Raw genomic sequence first — 22,712 nt, forward strand, 5'->3', positions numbered from 1 at the left:
AACCTCCTAATATTGGATCGTCATATTTTTTTTGGCAGGAGACCAGTAACATTCCGGCTCTGCTTTACAGGAAAAACAGTTTCTGGAGCTTTTGTCCGCAGTATAGAGCAGTTTTCCAAGAACTGTCGGATCCGTCTGAGCTCTGTGACCACGTATTGCCGCAAGGATCGCTTCCATTTCTTCCATAGAAAATCCAAGCTCGTTTAAGATCTGTCCTGCGATAGCAGCACCGGCCTCATCATGAGGAGTGCCATCTTCATACTGTCTGGCCCGTCCGATATCGTGAAGGAGGGCAGTACAGTAGATCAGTTCCTTTGAAACAGGAGCATTTTCCTCAAGTGCCCGGATATAGGCAAGGCGTGCCACATCCAAAAAATGCTCCGGTGTATGTCTGCAGAATTCACGGTCAGTCTCCAGAAGCTGAAGCTTATTAAGCTCATTCTGATAGAGCGGATGATTCCAGATCTGATTCACTCTGTCCATCAGTCCTTGACCATAGCAAGGAACTGTTTCTGAAGCTCCATATTTTCTTTAAATTCACCTCTGGTAACAGTCGTAACCGTTTTGCTTCCCGGCTTTTTGATTCCACGCATGGTCATGCAGGTATGCTCCGCTTCCAGCATAACCATGATTCCCTTTGGAGTGAGAACACGTTCCAGCGCATCTGCGATCTGCACAGTCAGACGTTCCTGAATCTGCGGTCTTCTTGCATACACATCAACGGTACGGGCCAGCTTGCTTAAGCCGGTAACCTTGCCATTTGGGATATATGCGATATGAGCTTTTCCGTAAAAGGGCATAAGATGATGTTCACACATGGAATAAAAGGTAATATCCTTTTCCAGAACCATTTCATTGTTCTCTACATGAAACTGTTTCTGAAGATGTTCATCCGCTTCATTATCAAGTCCGCCATAAATTTCCTCGCACATGCGGGCGATACGTTCCGGAGTTCCCTGCAGTCCCTCTCTGTTTACATCCTCGCCGATTCCCTCGAGAAGAAGCTTGATCGCCTCTTCAACTTTTGCTTTGTCTACCATAAATAACAACCTCCATTTGTTAAAAAAATCACGTTTTTCGGAGACTGTCTCTTTTATTTTTGCGCATAAAAAAAGATATCTCCAATTGTAATAGAACGTATGTCGAAAAAGCCCTACACAATATGAGATATTCTCTTATATTGCTGCAACGGGTGCGGATTTCATACCGTAAGACGTACTTTTCGTTCTGGCGACAACTCCCCATTCGCCAAACACTTGACGCATAAAATCCTATTTTGCATATCATTCATTTCACGGACAAGTATACCATATACTGATATAAGAAGAAAGGGAAAATGATAAAAAAATATCACAAAAATAGGGAATATGTTCTATGAATTATGCGATAGAATCTATGGATATGTCAGATTTTTGCAGATTATATTCCGACAAATATAAAAAGAATTACAAAGTAGAAAATCCCGGAACAGAAAACTGCTGTTCCGGGATCATAAAGCTGTTAATGACGTATCATTTTCATCAGATTCACAATTCTGTCAAGCTTAGCTGCCTCTGCCGGACTTTTCCCCATTTTCAGAACTTCTATGATAGTGGAAATCTCATCAGAGCTGAAATTTAAGCCCGCATTTTTTCCTTTAGAAGCTGCGCCCATGATAAAAGGCAGAAGTTCGGACGGATTTTTCCCCAATCCCTGATCTGCCAGTCCCTGAAGCATGGAAAGCTTCTGAGGGTCCATTCCGGAAAGCCGGGGATTATTTTTCCAGTCATCACTCATGGATTCTCACCTCCTGACGAATCTTCATTCATGATCTGAAGCATCTGGATCGTAGCCATAAGACTGGTGATATGATCGATCTGACGGCGATTTTCTCCGCCACAGCACTTACGGATATCCTGCAGCATTTCCAGAGGATCGGTGCCGGAAAAACCGGTAGCCTGCAGATCGGCTGTTCTACGGCTGCTTTGAAAAAGCGACATGGTATTCCGAAGTTCCCGGACTTTCGTATACACAGATAAAAACCGCTGCCCGGAAGAAGGAAGGTACGGGATCATGGCTTTCAGCATCTGATCCTGGTCACTTTCCACCATTTCATCCAGAGCAGTACGTGCGATAGGCTCCTGTTCCATAAAAAATCCTTTTTCCTGAAATCTATGAATTTGCAGAAAGAAATATGACAGAAACCTTCTCTGGTCATATTATATATAGAAGAAATTTTTCAAAGGAATGTGATTATGGAATCTGAAAAAAAACAGGAACTTGTCATTGATGGAAATTCTTTTTATGAGATAGATCTGAAATGTCTGGAAGAGAAAAAACAGAAACAGGAGGAAGCAGAAAAACGGCAGCGGAAAAGGCAGAGGAAATGACCTCTGCCTTTTCAAAAGATCAGCAGCAATTGTTGCAGCCGCATCCATTTCCGCACAAAAGCAGAAGAAGGATGATGATCCAACAGCTGTCGTTGCAGCCGTTGTTATTACAGCCACAGCCACTGTTGTTTCCACAGCAACACATCAGACAGATGATCCAAAGGATACAGGAGCAGCTGTTTCCACCGTTTCCAAACAAGGAAGTTCCGCAGCCATTATTACAGCCACAGTTATTGTTACATCCACATCCTGTGCTGCATCCGGAATCACAACCACATCCGCAATCACATCCACAATTGGTAGCCGCTAAGTCACTCATCGATAAGTCCTCCAGCAAATTTTATTTACACTTCATCATATGGCAGGAGTCCGTCCACAGTTACAAAAAAGTTGACAGTGTTTATTCATTACGATATAATAAACGAAATGTAACATTTTTGTAATTTTTGAGACAAACTAGCTTTTATATCTAAAACAGGAAATGGGGAAAATTATGAAGAGTTTCAGAACAAAAAAATGGCTGAAGGGTCTGATGCTTGCCATGCTGCTGATCGTGGGAAGCACAGTCTTTTCTGCCTCTGTAAAAGAGGTACAGGCTGCCACTGCAGGCTTTAAAACTATCGCTGGAAAAACATACTACATAAAAAGTGATGGGAGCAAGAAGAAAGGCTGGCTGACCCTGGGCGGATACAAGTACTACTTTAACACAAAGACCGGAGTACAGGTAAAGGGCTGGATGAAGGTCAATGGCAAATATACCTACTATTTTACAAAAGGCAAGGGTGTTATGACAACCGGCTGGATGACAGATTCCAAAGGCCATAAGCGCTATTTCAATCCCAAAACAGGTAAGCTTACCACAGGCTGGGTAAACTGCAGCAAGGGAAGGAAACGTTATTTCACAAAAGGCGGAGGCATTATGGCAACCGGCTGGCTCACCAACAGCAAAGGGCAGAAACGTTATTTTTACAAAACTTCCGGTTATATGGCAACCAAATGGGTAAAAAACAAATCCAAAAATATCAGCTACTATTTTGCCACCAGTACCGGTTATATGTATACTGGTCTGAAGACGATTGATCAGAAGAACTATTATTTTAAATCCAACGGTGTCATGGCAGTAAGTACCTCCGTGACAGTGAATGGAATTACATACTCCATCGCAGCAGACGGAGTGGCCACTGCGAAGACTACCAAACCAAATGTAAATGTCAGCAATGGAAATGTCAAAGTTTACGATACCAAAAACAGCAGATATTACACTATGGTAAAAGAATATAAGAGCCATCCTGGAATAGCCAACGGCAAGACATCCGATGAAGCACTGCTGGCCGCACTTTGTGAATCGGAGGCAGGCGATCAGGGCAAGATCGGAATGGAAGCAGTAGCACTCTGTGTATTGAACCGTACGATCAAATCGGACAAGGAATTTCCGTCTACGATACGAGGTGTGATCTATGAGAATATCGGAAGCAGCACAACCCCACAGTATTCTGTAGTGCGGAACGGAGCCCTTCTCAAACGTCTCAATGGTCAGTTTGAAAACCGTACTCTTGCTTATCAGGCTGCAAGAGAAGCAATGACTATTTTTAAAAAACATGTCACTTCCGGCAAAGCAAGGACACTCAGCGGATTTAAACAGAAAGATTTTAATTATATGTATTTCATGATGACCAGCTATTTCTGGAACCAGAATCTGAATTTCAATAAAGTGAAATATGAAACTTACAAAGGCCATACATTTTTTGTAGACTGGGTATAAGCAACATAGTCTCCGGCAGTAAACTTTGAACAGGCAGGCGTATGGACATAAAATTGAAAATTTAAGGAGAAGCAAATATGCAGGTAAAAATCTATACGGATGGTGCAGCCCGGGGAAATCCGGATGGACCGGGAGGCTACGGAGCAGTTCTTCAGTACATCGATACCAAAGGCCAGTTACATGAACGTGAACTGTCCAGAGGCTACAAAAAAACCACAAACAACCGGATGGAGCTGATGGCAGCCATCGTAGCACTGGAAGCACTGAACCGCCCCTGCCAGGTGGATCTGTATTCCGATTCCAAATATCTGGTAGATGCTTTTAATCAGCACTGGATCGATTCCTGGCTGAAGAAAAACTGGAAACGTGGAAAAAACGAAGATGTGAAGAACGTAGATCTCTGGAAACGCCTTTTAAAGGCCAAGGAGCAGCATCAGGTAAGCTTCCACTGGGTTAAGGGACATGCGGATAATCCGTTAAATGAACGGTGCGATCAGCTTGCCACATCAGCGGCAGACGGCAATGACCTTTACGTAGATGAAGGAATAAATGGCTTACAGAAATAAAAGTTCCACTTATCACTCACAGAAAACCCGAAACATACCGTGCGAATTTATGCGATCAGCGTAAATTCTGTGCATCGCGAAGCGTGTTACTGAGAACAGAGTAAGCAGTAACATTCTGCCACTTTAAGTTGTCAAAGCAATATTAAAATTTCTTGACAAACAAAAAAGCAGTTTGTATACTTCATATAGTATAGTAAAAGGCTTGGAAGGGAAAAAGTAGCTTGAGGAAAACCCCACAGAGAGCAGCCGGCAGGTGAGAGGCGCAGGGTAGAACTTTTGTGAATACATCCCGGAGCTGCGCACCGAATCGGGACTTGATACTGTAAATTATAAACTTTATAATAATAGCGTATTATAGATAGGCTGCGACGGAATGGCACCCGTTATTGTGCTGAAGTGGTTTTATATCTTGATATATATGGATATAACGGGATGTAGATTCACTTTATGAGGCAGGAAATGCGAGTTTTCTGTAAATTTAGGTGGTAACGCGGGACCCGGTTCTCGTCCTAAACGGACAGGAACCGGGCATTTTTTATATGACTATACAGGAGGAAAGAACAATGACAGTTTGGGAAGAACTGAAGGCACGTGGCCTGATTGCACAGGTTACAGACGAAGACGAGATCAAAGAGATGGTAAATAACGGGAAAGCCACATTCTATATTGGCTTTGACCCTACAGCAGACAGCCTTCATGTAGGTCACTTCATGGCTCTTTGCCTGATGAAGAGACTGCAGATGGCAGGAAACCGTCCGATCGCCCTTCTCGGCGGCGGAACAGGAATGATCGGTGACCCGTCCGGAAGGACCGATATGCGTCAGATGCTGACAAAAGAAACCATCCAGCACAATATTGACTGCTTCAAGCAGCAGATGAGCCGTTTCATCGATTTCTCTGATGGAAAAGCTCTTATGGTAAACAATGCTGACTGGCTTATGAACCTTAACTATGTAGAGCTTCTCCGTGAGGTAGGTGCTCACTTTTCCGTAAACCGTATGCTGACAGCAGAGTGCTACAAACAGCGTATGGAGCGAGGCTTAAGCTTCCTGGAATTTAACTACATGATCATGCAGAGCTACGACTTCTACATGCTGTACCAGAAATACGGCTGCAACATGCAGTTCGGTGGCGATGACCAGTGGAGCAACATGCTTGGCGGTACCGAGCTGATCCGCCGTAAGCTTGGCAAGGATGCCTATGCCATGACCATCACACTGCTTCTCAATTCTGAGGGCAAAAAGATGGGAAAAACACAGTCCGGAGCTGTATGGCTTGATCCGAATAAGACATCCCCGTTCGATTTCTACCAGTACTGGAGAAATGTAGACGATGCTGACGTTATCAAATGTATGCGTCTTCTTACTTTCCTTCCTCTTGAGGAGATCGACGAGATGGCCAAATGGGAAGGCAGCGAGCTGAACAAAGCCAAGGAGATCCTTGCATACCAGCTGACAGAGCTTGTACACGGTGAGGAGGAAGCCAAGAAAGCACAGGAGGGTGCCCGCGCACTGTTCTCAGGTGCAGATACTTCCCATATGCCTACAACAGAGCTTTCAGAGGAAGATTTTGACGAGGAAGGAAAAATCGACCTGATCACACTTCTTGTAAAAGCAGAGCTGGTACCAAGCCGTTCCGAGGGTCGCCGTGCGATCCAGCAGGGTGGTGTATCCATCGATGGTGAGAAGCTCACCGATATTTACCATACGGTTGAGAAGGATGTTTTTGCAGGGGACGGGATCGTTCTGAAACGAGGCAAGAAAAAATTCAAAAAGATCTGTGTAAAATAATTTCCCATATCTGTGACATTTCCGGGATAAAGCTATGGCATTCCGGAAATGCTGACAGGTAGGGTTGACACAAGGAGGATAACAACATGAAAAAGTACGGAGTGAACGAACTTCGTAAGATGTTCCTAGACTTTATGGAGAGCAAGGGCCATCTTGTAATGAAAAGCTTTTCCCTGGTTCCTCAGGGAGATAAGAGTCTTCTGCTGATCAATGCAGGTATGGCTCCGCTGAAACCATATTTTACAGGTGCTGAGAAGCCGCCAAGAACAAGAGTGACAACCTGCCAGAAATGTATCCGTACCGGAGATATCGAAAATGTAGGTAAAACCGCACGTCACGGTACTTTCTTTGAAATGCTTGGTAACTTCTCTTTTGGTGATTACTTCAAGAAAGAAGCCATCCACTGGTCCTGGGAGTTTCTTACTGAGGTTGTAGGACTTGATGCAGACCGTCTCTACCCATCCATTTACCTGGATGATGATGAAGCCTTCGATATCTGGAACAAAGAAGTAGGGATTCCGTCTGAACGTATTTTCCGTTTCGGAAAAGAGGATAACTTCTGGGAGCATGGCGCAGGTCCATGCGGTCCATGCTCTGAGATCTACTATGACCGTGGCGAAAAATACGGCTGTGGCAAACCCGGATGTACGGTAGGCTGCGACTGCGACCGTTACATGGAAGTATGGAACAACGTTTTCACACAGTTCGAGAACGATGGAAACGGAAACTACACAACCCTGAAACAGAAAAACATCGATACCGGTATGGGACTTGAGCGTCTTGCTGTAATTGTTCAGGATGTTGATTCTATTTTTGATGTAGATACAATTTGTGCACTTCGTAATCTTGTATGCGAGATCGCACATAAAGAATATGAGAAAAACTATGCAGATGACGTTTCCATCCGTCTGATCACGGACCATATCCGTTCCGCAACATTTATGATCTCCGATGGAATCATGCCAACCAATGAGGGACGTGGATATGTTCTCCGCCGTCTGATCCGCCGTGCAGCACGTCACGGACGCCTTCTTGGCATCGAGGGAACTTTCCTTGCAAAATTAAGTGCACAGGTGATCGAGAGCTCCAAAGCCGGATATCCGGAGCTTGAGGAGAAGAAAGAGTTCATTTTCCGTGTACTGACAAATGAGGAGAAGCAGTTCAACAAAACTATCGATCAGGGACTTCGCATCCTTTCCGACATGGAAGAGGATATGAAAAAAGCAGGTGAAAAGACTCTTTCCGGTGACAACGCATTCAAGCTTTATGATACGTACGGATTCCCTCTTGACCTTACAAAAGAGATCCTTGAGGAAAAAGGCTACGGCATTGACGAGGAAGGCTTCCAGAAAGCAATGGAGGAACAGAGAGTCAAGGCACGTACTGCCCGTGAAGTAACCAACTATATGGGTGCAGACGCAACCGTATACGATGATATTGATGTAAACGTAACAACAGAATTCGTCGGCTACGATCATCTTACCTTTGATTCCAAGGTTACTGTCCTTACCACAGAAACAGAGATCGTAGATTCTCTCACAGAGGGACAGAAGGGTACCGTATTTGTAGAGCAGACTCCTTTCTATGCAACAATGGGTGGACAGGAAGGTGATACCGGTGTGATCGAGACTGCAAACGGTAAATTTGTTGTTGAGGACACCATCAAACTCCGCGGTGGCAAATTCGGTCACGTAGGACATATGGAATCCGGTATGATTTCCTCAGATGAGACAGTATCCCTGAAGGTAAACGAAGAAGCAAGAAAAGATACCGAGAAAAACCACAGTGCAACACATCTTCTTCAGAAAGCACTGAAAACCGTTCTTGGTTCCCACGTAGAGCAGAAGGGTTCTCTGGTAACTCCGGACAGACTTCGTTTTGACTTTGCTCATTTTCAGGCTATGACAGCAGAAGAACTCCAGGCAACAGAAGAACTTGTAAACAAAGAGATACAGGCAGGTCTTGATGTTCATACAGATGTCATGGCTGTGGAAGAAGCCAAGAAATCCGGAGCAATGGCTCTCTTTGGTGAGAAATATGACCAGAAGGTACGTGTAGTATCCATGGGAGACTTTTCCAAAGAGCTCTGTGGTGGTACTCATGTAAAGAATACAAGCTCCATCATGCTCTTTAAGATCGTGTCCGAATCCGGTATCGCAGCTGGTGTACGCCGTGTTGAGGCACTTACCGGCAAAGCAGTTATCGAATACTACAGAAAGCAGGAAGAGCTTCTCCATGAGGCTGCAAAAGCATTAAAGGCCAATACAGCCGAGGTTGTAGAAAAGATCAGTCACCTGCAGGCTGAGGTAAAGGCTCTTCAGAGCGAAAATGAATCCCTCAAGAGCAAAGCTGCCCAGAGTGCACTTGGCGATGTCATGGATAAAGTCGTTGAAGTAAACGGCGTAAAACTCCTTGCAACCAAAGTTGAGGGCGTTGACATGAACGGTCTCAGAGACCTGGGTGATAAACTGAAAGAGCAGCTTGGCGAAGGTGTTGTCCTTCTTGCAGCAGTAAACGACGGCAAGGTTAATCTTCTTGCAATGGCAACGGATGCAGCTCAGAAAGCAGGCGCTCATGCAGGAAACCTGATCAAAGCAGTGGCAGCGATCGTTGGCGGTGGCGGCGGCGGACGTCCGAACATGGCACAGGCCGGCGGAAAGAATCCGGAAAAGGCTCAGGAGGCTATGGACGCAGCAGCAGGAATCCTTGAAAAACAGCTCACAAAATAACAAAGTTGTGCGTGATTTACAGTTTTGACATTTTTTTCATAAAAATTGAAAAAGATGTTGACGAAAGCACTTGTTATGCTATATAATAACACTCGTGCAAGAAAAATACCCAGACAGTTGTATTTTAGCACAATCTACAACTGGAGGGAGGTTAGGTGTGAGTCTATGTCAAACGTTATCGTAAAAGAGAACGAGACTTTAGATAGCGCTCTTCGCAGATTCAAGAGAAGCTGTGCCAAGGCGGGAATCCAGCAGGAAATCCGTAAGAGAGAGCATTACGAGAAGCCAAGCGTTCGTCGTAAGAAAAAATCTGAAGCCGCAAGAAAACGTAAATATAATTAATTGTGCGCAAAAATCCCTGGCTGTATGGTCAGGGATTTTTAATTAAATAGAAACAGGAACGTTTGACGAAGGAAAGAAATATGAATTTGTTTATTAAACTGATTATCAAACCATTGCGATCGCTCCTTAAATTATTATTTAATCGAATTTTTTATGTAGCTCTGGCTCTTGTTGTGCAGCTGGCATGGCTGTTGATCGCCCTTTTCCGGCTTATGGAATATTCCAGATGGGTGACGATCGGAATGCAGGTCATAGGTTTTCTGGTTGTTCTGTGGATTGTAAATAAAAAGATCAATCCATCTTATAAGCTCGCCTGGACGATGCTGATCCTTATTTTTCCGGTATTTGGTGTTTCCCTGTACCTTCTTTTCGGTAAGTCACGGATCGGCGCTGTAATGGAGCAGCATTATCAGAATCTTATTGATGAAACTGCTGAATACCTGGAAGGCTCAGAGCTCACAAGAAAACGTTTAAACGAAGACGACCGTTCCATGAGAATCCAGTCGGATTACATCTGGCAGTATTCAAGATATCCGGTCCACGAGAATACCACAGCAGAGTATTTTCAGGTAGGAGATGATATGTTTCCGGTTCTGGTGCATGAACTGGAGCAGGCAAAGCATTTTATTTTTATCGAATATTTCATCATAAATGACGGGGTAATGTGGCAGACGATCCTTAATATCCTTGAAAAAAAGGCTAAAGAAGGAGTGGATGTCCGACTAATCTATGATGGCTTCGGCTGCCTTACCACATTGCCATACAAGTATGATCAGGAGATGCGTCGGCGAGGAATCAAATGCGAAGTATTCAACAGGTTCCGTCCGATTCTTAATATAATCCAGAATAACCGTGACCACCGTAAGATCTGTGTGATCGATGGCTGGACCGGTTTTACCGGCGGCATCAACCTGGCTGACGAATATATCAATCAGCGAAAACGGTTTGGCCACTGGAAGGATACAGCCGTTATGCTGAAAGGAGAAGGCGTCTGGAATATGACAGCTATGTTCCTGTATATGTGGGGAATCGTTACCAGAACAGATACTTCTCTTGATTTCGGAAATTATGTTCCGCACAGGTGGCACCCCAACGAATTTCCGGGAAGCGGTTATGTCCAGCCATTCTGCGATTCCCCCCTGGACGATGAGATCGTAGGAGAGAACGTTTATCTTAATATTATCAATCGCGCCAAAAACTATGTTTATATCTGCACACCATATCTGATCATAGATAATGAGATGATGACCGCCCTGTGCCTCGCTGCAAAAAGCGGTGTGGATGTCCGGATCATGACACCAGGTATCCCGGACAAAAAAATGGTCTTCCTGCTGACACAGTCTTATTATAAACAGCTTCTGGAAGCAGGTGTAAAGATTTACGAATACCAGCCGGGATTTTTACATGCAAAATCTTTTGTCTGTGATGACAAAGTAGGCGTCGTAGGAACCATAAATCTGGATTACCGAAGCCTTTATCTGCATTTTGAAGATGGTGTCTGGATGTATAAGAATGATGTGATCCTGGACATCCGGGATGATTTTACAGAAACCCTGGAGTACTGTGATCCCATTGATCTGGCATTCTGCCAGAAGAGAAATATTATGGTACGTGCCATTCAGAACGTACTGAGAGTTTTTGCACCGCTATTATAAAAACTCTTTGACAGACAACTGTAAATTCTGTATGATATATCAGACGGGAGTTCAATGCTCCCGTCTGATATTGTCTAAAGAAAAATAATTTATAGATACATATGAAATTTTTAGTTATTGGAGGAATTGATTTGAGCCAGAACAAAGAAACAGAGATCCAGCTTCAGTACATTGAAAAATGTAAAGAGCTTCTTGCCAAAAGCAGTACGAAACGTCCCACCTTCCACATCCAGAACGAAGGATGCCAGATGAACTCCATCCAGACAGAGTCTATTGCGGCCATCATGGAAAAAATGGGATATGAAATGGTAGATACCGAGGATGCCGATGCAGTTGTATTTAACACCTGCACAGTCCGGGAAAATGCCAATCAGAAGATCTATGGACATCTTGGACATTTAAAGAGCATCAAACGGGAGCACCCGGATATGAAGATCGTACTGTTCGGATGTATGATGCAGGAGCATCACGTAGTGGAAAAGATCCGCAAGGATTATAAATATGTAAATCTTGTATTCGGAACCCATAATATCCACAAATTCCCGGAGCTTTTTTACCGGACGCTGCAGACCGACGACCAGATCATTGATATCTGGAAGGAATCCGATGAGATCGTAGAGGGCATGCCAACTTCCCGCAAATACTCCTTCAAAACAGGAGTCAGCGTAATGTTTGGCTGCAATAACTTCTGCAGCTACTGTATCGTTCCTTATGTCCGCGGCCGCGAAAAGAGCCGCGAGCCACAGGCCATCATCCGCGAGATCGAGGAACTGGTCGCAGATGGCGTTACTGAGATCATGCTTCTTGGTCAGAATGTAAACTCCTACGGAAAAACTCTGGAAACACCGGTAACCTTTGCAGAACTTCTGAAAGAAGTGGAAAAGATCGAAGGGCTGAAGCGTATCCGTTTTATGACTTCCCATCCGAAGGACCTGTCCGATGAGCTGATCCAGACCATGGCAGAGAGCCGGAAGATCTGTCACCATCTGCATCTTCCGTTGCAGTCCGGAAGCAGCAGAGTCTTAAAGGAAATGAACCGCCGTTACGACAAGGAGAAATATCTGGAGCTGGTAAATAAGATCCGTAAGGCGATCCCGGATATTTCGCTGACAACAGATATCATGGTCGGATTTCCAGGAGAAACAGAAGAAGATTTCCAGGAAACACTGGATGTTGTAAGAAAAGCAAATTACGATACTGCCTTCACATTTATTTATTCCAAACGAAGCGGAACCCCTGCAGCCGGCATGGAAAATCAGGTGCCGGAGGATGCGGTAAAAGACCGTTTCAGCCGTCTTCTTACCCTGGTACAGGAAAAGGGCCGGGAGAATTCCTCACGTTTCCAGGGAAGCGTACAGGAAATCCTGGTAGAAGACGAAAACCGGGAGAAGGGTACTCTTACAGGCCGTACCCAGCATAATCTTCTGGTTCATTTCCCGGGAGAAAAAGATCTCATCGGCAAATATGTAAAAGTAAGCCTGGATACCTGCAAGGGATTCTATTATTTCGGACATATCGTGGAAGAGTAGAATTATAGACAAGTCCCCACCCACTGCTTATTGCTTTTCGCAACCCCGTTGGGGACTTACCTGATTCGTCTAATTATAAGTTTATATTGCCTGCTCATTGCCATTATCGGATGAGCGGGCTTTTTTTATTTAAATAATACTGTTTTCTATTGACAAATACCCCATGAGGGTATATATTATTCCATATACAGAGGATACCCCATGAGGGTATTTATGAGAAAGGAGAGACAGCCTATGTCTGAAAAGAAAGCCTGTCCCTGCTGCTGTGAAAAACACACTGCACGTTCAGAGGAGGAGAAAAAAAAGCTGATCAACCGTCTGAAACGTATTGAAGGCCAGATCAGAGGCATTATAGGAATGATGGAGAATGATGCCTACTGTAATGATATCCTGGTTCAGTCCGCTGCAGTCAATGCTGCAGTGAATGCGTTCAACAAAGAGCTGCTTGCCAGCCACATCCGCACCTGCGTTGCCCGGGATATCCGGGAAGGTAAGGATGAGACCATTGATGAGCTGGTAGCAACCCTCCAGAAGCTGATGAAATAAAGGGACAAACTGGATTTTAGGAGGTACTGAAAGAAAATGGAACAATATAATGTAACTGGTATGAGCTGCGCCGCCTGCTCTGCCCGTGTGGAAAAAGCCGTATCAAAAGTTCCGGGGGTGAATAGCTGTTCCGTCAGCCTTCTGACCAATTCCATGGGAGTTGAGGGAACCGCTTCATCCGGCGAGATCATTGCCGCAGTGGAAGCCGCCGGATATGGTGCATCCTTAAAGGGCGGAGCTGCCGGAGCAAAGATTTCCATGTCTGCGGCAGAAGAAGCGCTGGAAGATCATGAAACTCCGATCCTAAAGAGACGTCTTATCACATCCGTAGGATTTTTGCTGGTGCTGATGTATTTCTCCATGGGGCACATGATGTGGGGATGGCCACTGCCGAAATGGTTTGACGGCAATCACGTATCCATGGGACTGGTACAGCTGCTCCTGGCTGGTATCATTATGGTGATCAACCAGAAATTTTTCATCAATGGATTTAAGAGTCTGTGGCGCCGTTCCCCAAATATGGATACTCTGGTAGCTCTTGGCTCCATGGCATCCTTCCTGTGGAGCGTCTATGCACTGTTTGCCATGACAAGAGCACAGGCAGACGGAGATTCTGCTGCAGTTATGAATTACATGATGGATTTTTATTTTGAGTCTGCAGCCATGATCCTGACATTGATCACCGTAGGAAAAATGCTGGAGGCCCGTTCTAAAGGAAAGACAACGGATGCGCTTAAAAGCCTTATGAAGCTGGCGCCCAAAACTGCGGTCGTGGTACGAAAGGGACAGGAACTTACCGTTCCTATTGAGCAGGTTCAGAAAGGAGAAACCTTTGTCGTCCGCCCGGGAGAGAATATTCCGGTGGATGGAGTGATCCTGGAAGGAACCACAGCAGTCAATGAATCCGCACTGACCGGAGAGAGTATCCCGGTCGATAAAGAAGCCGGAGATATGGTTTCTGCGGCAACTGTGAATCAGTCCGGATTTATCAAATGCGAAGCGACCAGAGTGGGAGAGGATACCACCCTTTCCCAGATCATCAAAATGGTCAGTGATGCGGCAGCCACCAAGGCACCGATCGCAAAGATCGCAGACCGTGTTTCCGGTGTGTTTGTACCGGCAGTGATCACAATCGCAGTGATCACAACAATCATCTGGCTTCTTGCAGGACAGACCTTCGGTTATGCTCTGGCAAGGGGGATTTCCGTTCTGGTCATCAGCTGCCCCTGCGCACTTGGCCTTGCAACACCGGTTGCCATTATGGTCGGCAACGGTATGGGTGCCAAAAACGGAATTCTTTTCAAAACAGCTGTTTCCCTGGAGGAAGCAGGAAAAGTCCAGATCGTCGCACTGGATAAAACCGGAACCATTACAAGCGGTCAGCCGGAGGTAACAGATATTCTCCCGGCAGAGGGAATCACAGAAACAGAGCTTCTCACGCTGGCCTGTGCACTGGAGAAAAAAAGTGAACATCCACTGGCAAAGGCAGTTCTCAAAAAAGCCGAGGAAAAGAACCTTGCCACAGGTGAAGTAACCGGATTCCAGGCACTTCCGGGAAACGGACTTTCCGCTATATTTGGAAGTGACAAACTGACAGGCGGAAGCATGAAATTTATCAGTGGCCAGACGAAGGTTTCCGCAGATCTTAACAGGAGAGCCGAGCAGCTTGCAGAGCAGGGAAAAACGCCCCTTCTTTTCACACGAAACGGTAAACTTCTGGGAATCATCGCAGTTGCGGATGTAATCAAGGAAGACAGTCCCCGTGCAGTAAAAGAGCTTCAGAACATGGGAATCCGTGTAGTTATGCTTACCGGTGACAATGAGCGTACCGCAAAAGCCATCGGAGCTCAGGCCGGGGTTGACGATGTGATCGCAGGAGTTCTTCCGGATGGAAAAGAAAGTGTGATCCGCGCTCTGAAGGAGCAGGGAAAGGTTGCCATGGTCGGTGACGGTATCAACGACGCACCGGCACTTACAAGAGCCGATATCGGAATTGCCATCGGTGCAGGAACCGATATTGCCATTGATGCGGCAGATATTGTTCTGATGAAAAGCCAGTTAAGCGATGTTCCAGCGGCAGTACGTTTAAGCCGCGCCACACTTCGGAATATCCATGAGAATCTTTTCTGGGCATTTTTCTACAATATAATCGGCATTCCCCTTGCAGCAGGTGTCTGGATCCCGCTTTTCGGATGGACCTTGAATCCGATGTTCGGAGCTGCGGCCATGAGTCTTTCCAGCTTCTGTGTTGTAACAAATGCGCTGCGTCTGAATCTGTTTCAGGTCCACAATGCAGCCAAAGACAAAACGATCAAAAATCCGGTAACATTACACATCAGTCATGATGAAAATATAAAAGAAGAAAAGGAGAATAAAACAATGGTAAAGGTAACGGTCAATGTAGAAGGAATGATGTGCGGACACTGTGAGGCACACGTAAACAAAGCCATCCAGGCAGCTTTCGGAGCAGAAGACGTAGTTTCTTCCCACGAGAACGGAACAACTGTATTCTCTGTACCTGAGAAGGTTGACGAGGCAAAGGTTGAAGAAGTGATCAGGGAAGCCGGTTACGAGTTTAAGGGAATCACCCAGGAATAAACCGGATTTTTAAACCACATATTTGCCAAATGGCCAAAAGAAACAGTTCTGTAAAAGCGGAGCTGTTTCTTTTGTCTCATACAGAAAAAAATTTTCCACTTCTATAAATCCGGCTAATATCTTTATAGTTTATTCTGAAAAAGCAGGATTATCCGCCAAATTGGTTTTTATTTTCAATTCTCTTATGCTATACTGATAGCGATTATGGATATAGGAACGATAACAGAAATCGTTAACATCATGGTAGTAGAGAGGAGCGCATTATGAGCGGATTTTTTGGAGTAGCATCGAAGGATGACTGTGTACTGGAGCTTTTTTACGGAGTGGATTACCATTCTCATCTGGGAACACGCCGCGGAGGTATGGCTGTTTACGGAGAACATGGATTTGACCGTGCCATCCACAACATTGAGAACACGCCTTTCCGTACAAAATTTGACGGAGATGTGGGTTCCATGAAGGGAAATATGGGAATCGGATGTATTTCTGATTATGAGCCTCAGCCCCTTCTGTTCAGTTCCAGGATCGGCAGCTTTGCCCTCACTTTTGTGGGAAAGATCAATAATTACGATGAACTTCTGCAGCAGCTGTATGATACGACCAAGGTACATTTTCAGGAGATGACCAACGGAACAGTCAATGTGACCGAACTGATCGCTGCACTGATCTGTGAAAAGGACAATTTTGTGGAAGGTATCCAGTACGTACAGGGACTGATCGACGGCTCCATGACTCTGCTTCTTATGACAAAAGACGGAATTTATGCAGCCCGTGACAAGATGGGCAGAACTCCTGTGGAAATTGGCCGCAAAGAAGGGTCATACTGTATTTCCTTTGAAAGTCATGCCTATATCAACCTTGGATACGAAGATTATAAAGAACTTGGCCCCGGAGAGATCGTATTCGTAACAGCAGACGAAGTCAAAACTCTGGTTGAGCCCGGAAAGAAAATGAAGATCTGTTCCTTCCTCTGGGTTTACTACGGATATCCGACAGCCTCTTATGAAGGTGTAAATGTAGAGGAGATGCGCTACCGCTGCGGAAGCATGCTTGCAAAGAGAGACGGCGATTCCGTGCACCCGGACATTGTAGCCGGTGTTCCGGATTCCGGCATTGCCCATGCCATCGGATACGCCAATGAATCCGGCATTCCTTACGCAAGACCATTCATTAAATATACACCAACTTGGCCCAGATCTTTTATGCCGACCAATCAGAACCAGCGTAATCTTATTGCCAAAATGAAACTGATCCCGGTACGTGCGCTGATCAAGGATAAAAAACTTCTTCTCATAGACGATTCCATCGTACGTGGCACCCAGCTTCGCGAGACAACCGAATTTCTGTACCGCAGCGGAGCCAAAGAGGTTCATGTCCGTCCTGCCTGCCCGCCAATCATGTACGGCTGCAAATATTTAAACTTCTCACGTTCCAAATCTGAGATGGAGCTGATCGCCCGTCAGGTGATCGAGAAGAGAGAAGGCCCCAACTGTCCGCAGGAAGTTCTGGATGAATATGCAGATCCACATACAGAGAAATACGAGCAGATGGTACAGGATATCTGCGAGATGCAGAATTTTACAACTCTCCGTTATCACAGACTGGATGATCTTCTGGAATCCATTGGGATCGATCCTTGTAATGTATGCACATATTGTTTTAACGGTAAAGAATAAAAAATGTTTTGAAAATAGAGCTGATGTTTCAGATGAGCCTCCTTAACTCCCGGTTGCATTTTGGATATCTGCGGCTTATAATAAATGCGGATATATCTTTTGTGATATATCCGCGTTTTTTATATCAGTTTTTTATGCCATGGGAAATTATTTCGTAATGTTCCAATGACAGAGTATCACAAAAAAATTTTCAGGAGTATAAACATGATTTTTCCTATAAAAGCCGTGCTATTTGATGCAGACGGCGTCCTTCTGGATTCGCTCTCTGTTTGGAAGGAGCTTGGAAAACGATATATTACAGATCTGGGATATCAGCCGGTTGCGGAAATGGACGAAATCCTTTTTCCCATGAGTATGGAGCAGGGAGCGGACTGGCTGAAAAACAGGTTTACTCTTGCGTATTCCGAAGAAAAGATCGTGATGGATCTGAAATCCCGGATCCGTAAATACTATTTTGAAGAGGTCCCGGCAAAACCAGGTGCCAGAGAACTTCTTCAATGCCTTGCAGAACAGAAAATCCCGGCTGCGGTAGCAACCTCAAGCCCCAGGGAACATATCTGCCGGGCGCTGGAAAGAAACGGACTTCTTTCCTTTTTTGATAAAATCTATACCACCAGTGAGATCGGAGAAAGCAAACATTCTCCGAAGGTCTATCTTACAGCTGCAGAAGCACTGGGAACGGAGCCATCCCGGACGCTGGTTGTGGAGGATTCACTCTACGCGTTGCAGACTGCCGGAAATGCAGGATTTCTGACTGCCGGTATTTATGACGCATTGGGAGAACCGGATCAGGAACAGCTGAAAAAGGATGCCTATATCTACTGTCGGGATCTGACAGAGTTACAGAACCATATATTCACAGAAAACGGAGGAAACCAAAGATGAAAACAGCATTAACCATCGCAGGCAGCGATTCCAGCGGAGGAGCCGGGATCCAGGCCGATATTAAAACCATGATGGCAAACGGAGTATACGCCATGAGTGCCATCACCGCGCTGACTGCCCAGAACACCACCGGTGTCACAGCCATCCAGAATGTAACCGCAGAGTTCCTGGGTCAGGAGCTGGACTGTATTTTTACGGATATCTTTCCGGATGCAGTAAAGATCGGAATGGTTTCCGAAAGTGATCGGATCCATATGATCGCAGGAAAGCTCCGACAGTATCGGGCAAAAAATATCGTGGTGGACCCGGTTATGGTTGCCACAAGCGGTGCAAGACTGATCAGTGAGGAGGCGGTGGATGTTCTGAAGGAAGAACTGTTTCCTCTTGCAGATCTTCTCACCCCCAATATCCCGGAAACCGAGGTGCTTACCGGACGGAAGATCAAAAGCGCCGATGATATGATCGAAGCTGCAAAACAGATTTCCGAGCAGTATCACTGTGCAGTTCTCTGCAAGGGTGGACATAAGCTCAATGATGCCAATGATCTTCTCTATGTGAATGGAACATATCAGTGGTTTGAGGGAAAAAGGATCGACAATCCCAACACCCACGGAACAGGATGTACTCTTTCCTCGGCCATCACTTCCAACCTTGCAAAGGGATTTTCCATGGTGGAATCTGTAAACCGTGCCAAGGACTATATTTCCGGAGCCCTTGCTGCCATGCTGGATCTGGGAAAAGGAAGCGGCCCTATGGATCATGGCTTTGCGATAAAGAACAGTTATACAGAGGAGGCATAAGATTATGACAGTTACAGAACGGATCACAGCTCTTAGAAAACAAATGAAGGAAAAGGGAATCGATGCTTATCTGGTTCCGACCGATGATTTTCATGGTTCTGAGTATGTTGGGGATTATTTTAAATGCAGAAAATACATCACCGGATTTACCGGTTCTGCCGGAACTGCCGTGATCATGCAGGACATGGCCGGACTCTGGACAGACGGAAGATATTTTATCCAGGCTGCACAGCAGTTAGAGGGAACTCCGGTTACTCTGTTTAAGATGGGAGAACCGGACGTACCAACGATCCACAAATTCCTGAAAGAAAATCTGAAAGAGGGAATGTGTCTCGGCTTCGATGGCCGTACCGTAAGTGCAGAAGAAGCAGAGACGCTAGAAAAAATCCTTCAGAAAAAACAGGTACATTTTTCTGTAAATGAGGATCTTATCGGAAATATCTGGAATGACCGTCCGGCACTTTCCTGTGAACCGGTAATGGAATTATCCGAAAAATGGGCCGGAAGATCCAGAGCAGACAAGATCCGTGAGATCCGCAGCAAACTGAAAGAGAAGGGCGCAGACCTCTTTATCCTCACTTCCCTTGATGATATTGCATGGCTTTTAAATATCCGCGGAAATGATATCCACTGCTGCCCGGTAGTTCTTTCCTATCTTGTGCTGGATGACAGTGAGCTCCGTCTTTTTGTCAATGAAAAAGCCTTTTCGGATTCTGTTAAGGAAGCACTTTCCAAAGACGGCATTGCCATTTATCCATATGATGATATTTACACCTATGTACAGACGATCCCCGAAGAGAAAAAGGTATTTCTTTCCAGAAGCAATGTAAACAGCCGGCTGGCCAGCAGTATTCCAAAGCCGGTAACGATCCTGGAGGGTGAAAATCTGACCCTTCTCCCAAAAGCCATCAAAAATGAAACCGAAGTCCGGAATGAAAAGACAGCCCATATTAAAGATGGCGTTGCAATGGTGAAGTTTATCCACTGGCTGAAGAAAAATGCGGGAAAACAGAAGATCACCGAGCTTTCCGCTGCTGATAAGCTCTATGAATTCCGTTCCGGACAGGAGAATTTTCAGGGAAACAGCTTTGATCCCATCATTGCCTACGGTGCACATGGAGCCATTGTCCATTACAGTGCAACAGAAGAAACCAATATTCCACTGGAGCCAAAAGGGCTGGTTCTGATGGATACAGGCGGACATTATCTGGAGGGCACTACTGATATCACCCGCACCGTTGTACTTGGCCCGGTTACTGAAAAAGAAAAAAAATATTTCACAGCAGTACTCCGTGGACACCTGAACCTGGCAGCAGCAAAATTCCGTTACGGCTGTACCGGCCTGAATCTGGATGCCCTGGCTAGAGGACCTCTCTGGGCTATGGGAGAGGATTACAACCACGGAACCGGCCATGGCGTAGGTTATCTTCTCAATGTACACGAAGGACCGCAGAGCTTCCGCTGGAAAAGCCCTGCCGAGCTTCCGGCTCCTGTTCTGGAAGAAGGGATGATCACCTCCGATGAACCGGGATATTATGCGGAAAATGAATTCGGCATCCGTCACGAAAATCTTGTAGTTTGCAAAAAAGCCGAAAAAACATCCTACGGCCAGTTTATGAAATTTGAGCCACTGACTCTGGTCCCATTTGATCTGGAAGGTATCGATCCGGAACAGATGGAAGCAGGAGAGCGCAAATTGCTCAATCAGTATCATGCCCTTGTATACGAAAAGATTTCTCCGTATCTGAATGAAGAAGAGCAATCCTGGTTAAAAAAAGCCACACAGGAAATATAACCCGGAATTCACCTTAATATTTCCTTCCGACAGATACCATAAGAAACGCAAAACCATTTCAGGGATAAGAATAAATCCAACCAGGGAGGTACTTAGCGCCTATGAAAACAGAAAATAGAATTGATCACTACATCGATCTCCACGCACATCTGGACGGCTGCATTACCACAGAGATAGCCAGAAAACTTGCCGCATTGCAGCAGATCACGCTTCCGGCTGCCACAGATGAAGAGCTTCTTTCTCTCCTTTCTGTGCCGGATACCTGCGAAAATCTCAATGATTTTCTGAAATGCTTTGACCTGCCTCTTTCCCTTCTTCAGACAGAAGAGGCATTGGAAGAGGCTGTTTATCTTATCCTTTCTGAAATGAAAGAAGACGGTGTGATCTACGCAGAACTTCGTTTTGCCCCACAGCTCCATACACAGAAGGAAATGACCCAGGAAACAGCGATCCACGCTGCATTACGTGGTCTGAAAAGAGCTCCCATCCCCGGTAATCTGATCTTATGCTGTATGCGCGGTGATCTTAACCAGAAAGAAAATCTGGAAACTCTGGAGCTGGCAAAAAAATATCTTGTTGAAGATGGCGGCGTGGTTGCTATCGATCTTGCAGGAGCCGAGGCACTCTTTCCAACAGAAAACTACGAGGCGCTTTTTGCAAAAGCAAGAGAATATCAGGTTCCATTTACCATCCATGCAGGCGAGGCCGGAAATGCAGAGGATGTAAAAACAGCTGTCCATATGGGGGCAGTCAGGATCGGTCATGGTGTGAGGATCGCGGGAAATAAGGAAGTGATACAGCTTGTAAAGGATAAGGGGGTTTTTCTGGAAATGTGCCCTACAAGTAATCGCCAGACAAAAGCTATGGAAGAAATGTCTGTGTATCCGCTGAAAGCATTTCTCGAAATGGGACTTAAGGTAACCTTAAATACCGATGATCCGGCGATTGAAAGAACAACCCTTTCCCGGGAATTCCGATATATGGAATCTCTGTTAAATCTTACCCAGGAGCAGAAAAGGCTGCTGCTTCTGAATTCTGTGGAGGCAGCCTTTACTTCCAGGAACAGAAAATGGAAACTGAAAGAACAGCTTCTTTTCTGAACTATATGAAAACTATCAGGCGAAAGGATAGCCCTGGACACCAATTTTGAACTGGAGAATGAAGATATGAGCCGTTTTTTTATTTCCGGGAAGGGCACTGCACTGTCGCATGTATTGGAATGATCATAAAGAATAAACAGGACATCCGGATAGAAAATTTCTCATTACCCCATCTTGAACCCAGAATCCTTTTATGATAGAATTGAAAAATTATGTTGAGACGATACGAATTAACCGATGAAGAATGGAACCGTATAGCTTCATTACTGCCGCCTGAAAATTCTGGAAAACAGGGACGCCCACAAAAATCCATGCAGTTGTAGATGCATACGGTTATCCGGTTTATTTTATGATCCGTGAAGGGCAGCGTAACGATATCAATTACGCAATCCCTTTGCTGGATCATGTCAATCTAGGAAATGAGAGTACAGCTAATTGAATGAATCGAAAGGTTGTACTTTTATTTTAACTATAAAAGTTCTGGACAGCTACACTATCTGTAAATTATAACATATTATGCATCAGCTGCGATACAGGTATTTCCACAACAGTTACAAAAAGATGGTGAAC

General features: G+C 45.2%; 20 protein-coding genes, 1 riboswitch and 1 other annotated feature. Of the genes, 15 read left to right on the plus strand and 5 right to left on the minus strand.

Translation table 11 applies throughout. The features are described 5' to 3' along the window. Nucleotides 1–6: 6 nt before the first annotated feature. The 4 genes from V9W66_RS18625 to V9W66_RS18640 all read right to left on the minus strand — a co-directional run bounded on the left by V9W66_RS18625 (nucleotide 7) and on the right by V9W66_RS18640 (nucleotide 2,129). The gene (locus tag V9W66_RS18625) at nucleotides 7–483 is read right to left on the minus strand and encodes an HD domain-containing protein (protein WP_144093632.1); all 477 of its coding nucleotides are present in this window, start codon (nucleotides 481–483) and stop codon (nucleotides 7–9) included. Continuing rightward, entirely contained in the window at nucleotides 483–1,040 is a 558-nt protein-coding gene (gene folE, locus V9W66_RS18630) for a GTP cyclohydrolase I FolE (protein ID WP_144093631.1), read from the minus strand. The genes V9W66_RS18625 and folE overlap by 1 nt, the downstream gene beginning before the upstream one ends. 144 nt (nucleotides 1,041–1,184) lie before the next feature. Further along, nucleotides 1,185–1,281, minus strand: a riboswitch (THF riboswitch). 219 nt (nucleotides 1,282–1,500) lie between these two features. Then, complete coding sequence (locus V9W66_RS18635; RefSeq protein ID WP_015524936.1) at nucleotides 1,501–1,776, minus strand: hypothetical protein; 276 nt, start codon at nucleotides 1,774–1,776, stop codon at nucleotides 1,501–1,503. Then, complete coding sequence (locus V9W66_RS18640) at nucleotides 1,773–2,129, minus strand: hypothetical protein (protein WP_022426549.1); 357 nt, start codon at nucleotides 2,127–2,129, stop codon at nucleotides 1,773–1,775. Before V9W66_RS18640 ends, V9W66_RS18635 begins: the two co-directional genes overlap by 4 nt. Nucleotides 2,130–2,234: 105 nt before the next feature. On the opposite strand from V9W66_RS18640, the gene V9W66_RS18645 reads away from it, so the two are divergent. Next, nucleotides 2,235–2,369 carry a hypothetical protein gene (locus V9W66_RS18645; RefSeq protein ID WP_279231318.1) on the plus strand — a complete coding sequence of 45 codons (135 nt, stop codon included), beginning with the start codon at nucleotides 2,235–2,237 and terminating at the stop codon, nucleotides 2,367–2,369. Nucleotides 2,370–2,388: 19 nt separating this feature from the next. On the opposite strand, the gene V9W66_RS18650 is transcribed toward V9W66_RS18645, so the two are convergent. Further along, nucleotides 2,389–2,688: a hypothetical protein gene (locus V9W66_RS18650; protein WP_092070538.1), complete on the minus strand. Its 300-nt coding sequence runs from the start codon at nucleotides 2,686–2,688 to the stop codon at nucleotides 2,389–2,391. Nucleotides 2,689–2,862: 174 nt separating this feature from the next. Here V9W66_RS18650 and V9W66_RS18655 point away from each other — a divergent pair, with 174 nt between their 5' ends. The 14 genes from V9W66_RS18655 (at nucleotide 2,863) to add (ending at nucleotide 22,142) form a co-directional block, all read left to right on the plus strand. Beyond that, nucleotides 2,863–4,131: a cell wall hydrolase gene (locus V9W66_RS18655; protein ID WP_243121638.1), complete on the plus strand. Its 1,269-nt coding sequence runs from the start codon at nucleotides 2,863–2,865 to the stop codon at nucleotides 4,129–4,131. 77 nt (nucleotides 4,132–4,208) lie between these two features. Then, nucleotides 4,209–4,697, plus strand: coding sequence for a ribonuclease HI (gene rnhA, locus V9W66_RS18660; protein ID WP_114002518.1), 489 nt, complete (start codon nucleotides 4,209–4,211; stop codon nucleotides 4,695–4,697). A 194-nt stretch (nucleotides 4,698–4,891) separates the two neighbouring features. Then, nucleotides 4,892–5,212, plus strand: a binding site (T-box leader). Nucleotides 5,213–5,260: 48 nt separating this feature from the next. Beyond that, the gene (tyrS, locus tag V9W66_RS18665; RefSeq protein ID WP_144100473.1) at nucleotides 5,261–6,487 is read left to right on the plus strand and encodes a tyrosine--tRNA ligase; all 1,227 of its coding nucleotides are present in this window, start codon (nucleotides 5,261–5,263) and stop codon (nucleotides 6,485–6,487) included. A gap of 86 nt (nucleotides 6,488–6,573) precedes the next feature. After that, on the plus strand, nucleotides 6,574–9,216 hold the full coding sequence (alaS, locus tag V9W66_RS18670; RefSeq protein WP_144100475.1) for an alanine--tRNA ligase: 2,643 nt from the start codon (nucleotides 6,574–6,576) through the stop codon (nucleotides 9,214–9,216). A gap of 165 nt (nucleotides 9,217–9,381) precedes the next feature. Beyond that, nucleotides 9,382–9,558 (plus strand): 30S ribosomal protein S21, encoded by a 177-nt coding sequence (gene rpsU, locus V9W66_RS18675; protein WP_004222305.1) that lies wholly within the window; start codon nucleotides 9,382–9,384, stop codon nucleotides 9,556–9,558. A gap of 80 nt (nucleotides 9,559–9,638) precedes the next feature. Next, complete coding sequence (cls, locus tag V9W66_RS18680; protein WP_144093101.1) at nucleotides 9,639–11,213, plus strand: cardiolipin synthase; 1,575 nt, start codon at nucleotides 9,639–9,641, stop codon at nucleotides 11,211–11,213. Nucleotides 11,214–11,314: 101 nt separating this feature from the next. Next, on the plus strand, nucleotides 11,315–12,742 hold the full coding sequence (gene miaB, locus V9W66_RS18685) for a tRNA (N6-isopentenyl adenosine(37)-C2)-methylthiotransferase MiaB (protein ID WP_144093103.1): 1,428 nt from the start codon (nucleotides 11,315–11,317) through the stop codon (nucleotides 12,740–12,742). A gap of 234 nt (nucleotides 12,743–12,976) precedes the next feature. Continuing rightward, nucleotides 12,977–13,288, plus strand: a complete 312-nt coding sequence (locus tag V9W66_RS18690) for a metal-sensing transcriptional repressor (RefSeq protein ID WP_144093105.1) — start codon at nucleotides 12,977–12,979, stop codon at nucleotides 13,286–13,288. Between the two features lie 36 nt (nucleotides 13,289–13,324). Continuing rightward, entirely contained in the window at nucleotides 13,325–15,886 is a 2,562-nt protein-coding gene (locus tag V9W66_RS18695; protein ID WP_144093107.1) for a heavy metal translocating P-type ATPase, read from the plus strand. A gap of 263 nt (nucleotides 15,887–16,149) precedes the next feature. After that, nucleotides 16,150–17,562: an amidophosphoribosyltransferase gene (locus tag V9W66_RS18700; RefSeq protein WP_144093109.1), complete on the plus strand. Its 1,413-nt coding sequence runs from the start codon at nucleotides 16,150–16,152 to the stop codon at nucleotides 17,560–17,562. 204 nt (nucleotides 17,563–17,766) lie between these two features. Continuing rightward, the gene (locus V9W66_RS18705; RefSeq protein ID WP_186290002.1) at nucleotides 17,767–18,447 is read left to right on the plus strand and encodes an HAD family hydrolase; all 681 of its coding nucleotides are present in this window, start codon (nucleotides 17,767–17,769) and stop codon (nucleotides 18,445–18,447) included. Beyond that, complete coding sequence (gene thiD, locus V9W66_RS18710) at nucleotides 18,444–19,247, plus strand: bifunctional hydroxymethylpyrimidine kinase/phosphomethylpyrimidine kinase (RefSeq protein ID WP_144093113.1); 804 nt, start codon at nucleotides 18,444–18,446, stop codon at nucleotides 19,245–19,247. Before V9W66_RS18705 ends, thiD begins: the two co-directional genes overlap by 4 nt. Before the next feature lie 4 nt (nucleotides 19,248–19,251). Further along, entirely contained in the window at nucleotides 19,252–21,042 is a 1,791-nt protein-coding gene (locus tag V9W66_RS18715) for an aminopeptidase P family protein (protein WP_144093115.1), read from the plus strand. Between the two features lie 101 nt (nucleotides 21,043–21,143). After that, nucleotides 21,144–22,142 (plus strand): adenosine deaminase, encoded by a 999-nt coding sequence (gene add, locus V9W66_RS18720; RefSeq protein ID WP_144093117.1) that lies wholly within the window; start codon nucleotides 21,144–21,146, stop codon nucleotides 22,140–22,142. Nucleotides 22,143–22,712 lie beyond the last annotated feature (570 nt).

The sequence above is a fragment of the Blautia massiliensis (ex Durand et al. 2017) genome (assembly GCF_051861785.1).
GTDB classification, from domain to species: Bacteria; Bacillota; Clostridia; order Lachnospirales; family Lachnospiraceae; genus Blautia_A; species Blautia_A luti_A.

What these genes read in the sequence shown, in the direction of transcription:
- V9W66_RS18705 (WP_186290002.1), top strand. Translation starts at nt 17,767, where the DNA reads ATGATTTTTCCTATAAAAGCCGTGCTATTTGATGCAGACGGCGTCCTT.
- thiD (WP_144093113.1), top strand. Translation starts at nt 18,444, where the DNA reads ATGAAAACAGCATTAACCATCGCAGGCAGCGATTCCAGCGGAGGAGCC.
- folE (WP_144093631.1), bottom strand. Translation starts at nt 1,040, where the DNA reads ATGGTAGACAAAGCAAAAGTTGAAGAGGCGATCAAGCTTCTTCTCGAG.
- V9W66_RS18625 (WP_144093632.1), bottom strand. Translation starts at nt 483, where the DNA reads ATGGACAGAGTGAATCAGATCTGGAATCATCCGCTCTATCAGAATGAG.
- V9W66_RS18700 (WP_144093109.1), top strand. Translation starts at nt 16,150, where the DNA reads ATGAGCGGATTTTTTGGAGTAGCATCGAAGGATGACTGTGTACTGGAG.
- V9W66_RS18655 (WP_243121638.1), top strand. Translation starts at nt 2,863, where the DNA reads ATGAAGAGTTTCAGAACAAAAAAATGGCTGAAGGGTCTGATGCTTGCC.
- rnhA (WP_114002518.1), top strand. Translation starts at nt 4,209, where the DNA reads ATGCAGGTAAAAATCTATACGGATGGTGCAGCCCGGGGAAATCCGGAT.
- rpsU (WP_004222305.1), top strand. Translation starts at nt 9,382, where the DNA reads ATGTCAAACGTTATCGTAAAAGAGAACGAGACTTTAGATAGCGCTCTT.
- V9W66_RS18645 (WP_279231318.1), top strand. Translation starts at nt 2,235, where the DNA reads ATGGAATCTGAAAAAAAACAGGAACTTGTCATTGATGGAAATTCTTTT.
- V9W66_RS18695 (WP_144093107.1), top strand. Translation starts at nt 13,325, where the DNA reads ATGGAACAATATAATGTAACTGGTATGAGCTGCGCCGCCTGCTCTGCC.
- cls (WP_144093101.1), top strand. Translation starts at nt 9,639, where the DNA reads ATGAATTTGTTTATTAAACTGATTATCAAACCATTGCGATCGCTCCTT.
- add (WP_144093117.1), top strand. Translation starts at nt 21,144, where the DNA reads ATGAAAACAGAAAATAGAATTGATCACTACATCGATCTCCACGCACAT.
- V9W66_RS18640 (WP_022426549.1), bottom strand. Translation starts at nt 2,129, where the DNA reads ATGGAACAGGAGCCTATCGCACGTACTGCTCTGGATGAAATGGTGGAA.
- V9W66_RS18635 (WP_015524936.1), bottom strand. Translation starts at nt 1,776, where the DNA reads ATGAGTGATGACTGGAAAAATAATCCCCGGCTTTCCGGAATGGACCCT.
- V9W66_RS18650 (WP_092070538.1), bottom strand. Translation starts at nt 2,688, where the DNA reads ATGAGTGACTTAGCGGCTACCAATTGTGGATGTGATTGCGGATGTGGT.
- V9W66_RS18715 (WP_144093115.1), top strand. Translation starts at nt 19,252, where the DNA reads ATGACAGTTACAGAACGGATCACAGCTCTTAGAAAACAAATGAAGGAA.
- V9W66_RS18690 (WP_144093105.1), top strand. Translation starts at nt 12,977, where the DNA reads ATGTCTGAAAAGAAAGCCTGTCCCTGCTGCTGTGAAAAACACACTGCA.
- alaS (WP_144100475.1), top strand. Translation starts at nt 6,574, where the DNA reads ATGAAAAAGTACGGAGTGAACGAACTTCGTAAGATGTTCCTAGACTTT.
- miaB (WP_144093103.1), top strand. Translation starts at nt 11,315, where the DNA reads ATGAAATTTTTAGTTATTGGAGGAATTGATTTGAGCCAGAACAAAGAA.
- tyrS (WP_144100473.1), top strand. Translation starts at nt 5,261, where the DNA reads ATGACAGTTTGGGAAGAACTGAAGGCACGTGGCCTGATTGCACAGGTT.